This window comes from Gilliamella sp. B3023 (genome assembly GCF_026536845.1).
Classification (GTDB): Bacteria; Pseudomonadota; Gammaproteobacteria; order Enterobacterales; family Orbaceae; genus Gilliamella; species Gilliamella apicola_E.
In genome coordinates this window covers 1-936 of sequence record NZ_JAFNNH010000061.1, presented here as the reverse complement: position 1 = coordinate 936, position 936 = coordinate 1, and the positions used below count along the sequence as shown (strand labels likewise).

The following is a 936-nucleotide window of genomic DNA, read 5'->3' as shown; positions in this document are numbered from 1 at the left end:
CAACTTAAATTTTTCACTAAAACTTATTTTTCCACGCAATCAAGTGAAATTCTGCGAATTTTCGCGCGATCGCTTCCGCGATCCTCTTTTCGATCTTTTTTCCGATCGTTTTTCGGATCCATTTTCAGATCCTTTTCGCGATCCTTTTCCGGATCCAGTTTTCGATCCTTCGATTTTCCCAAATTATCCCGGCAGATTGTTTCTTTCGTGGTCTTTTTCCTTCCTTTTTCTGGTCACGCATTGACATCACAGACAACAGCAAATCAGATACAGGGTAGTGCACCGTATTTGACTTTCGACGGTGGTCGTACACGTGCAGTTGATACTAACGGTCTGCTTGGGATTACGCTATCTGACGGAACTAAATATACACCTTCAACCAATACTTCATCTTCTTCGGCACCAATCGTCTTGACGGTTGCGGGTCAGAGTTTTGCTGATATTCGTATGTTCGTTCCTACTGATACTACTTCAGTCGCTTTGAGTACTCTTATCGGTCCACCTAATAATTATTGGGGGGATGATGATGGAGATTCTGGTGTTAGTGCTACAGGTTCTTTAAGTTTATCTATCGTCGATAAAAGCGGTCAGACGGTATCACGTAATTCCGTGCTAACAATTTGTAACGCACCTTATAGGATTAAGTTATCTAGTACTGACGGTACATTATCTACTCGTTACGGATTTCCTAATCGTAGTACTTTCAGTGCTAGTAATGTGACTTATTACGTCAATCCTAAGGCTACGCCGGTGGTTTGTTTTGCTAGGCCTGACTTAAGGTATGCTAAGCGTGGTGATCATCCTAATTCCCCATCTATTGATTATGCTGGCCCAGCTTCAATGTGGGACCCAGCTAAGGGTTTTCTCACTCAAGAAACAGACCCGTCACTTTACGGTAGAAACTTTCCTACAACTGGTGCTAACAAACTGTACTTT

At 42.4% G+C, this 936-nt stretch carries 1 protein-coding gene and 1 pseudogene; both read left to right on the top strand.

Annotated elements, in window-relative coordinates:
• A pseudogene (locus J3U16_RS11960) lies at positions 1 to 244 on the top strand (hypothetical protein); the annotation flags it as partial.
• Positions 208 to 936, top strand: a 729-nt coding sequence (locus J3U16_RS11955; RefSeq protein ID WP_267343199.1) for a hypothetical protein, incomplete at its 3' end; no start/stop codon positions are given. The pseudogene J3U16_RS11960 and the gene J3U16_RS11955, both read left to right, overlap by 37 nt.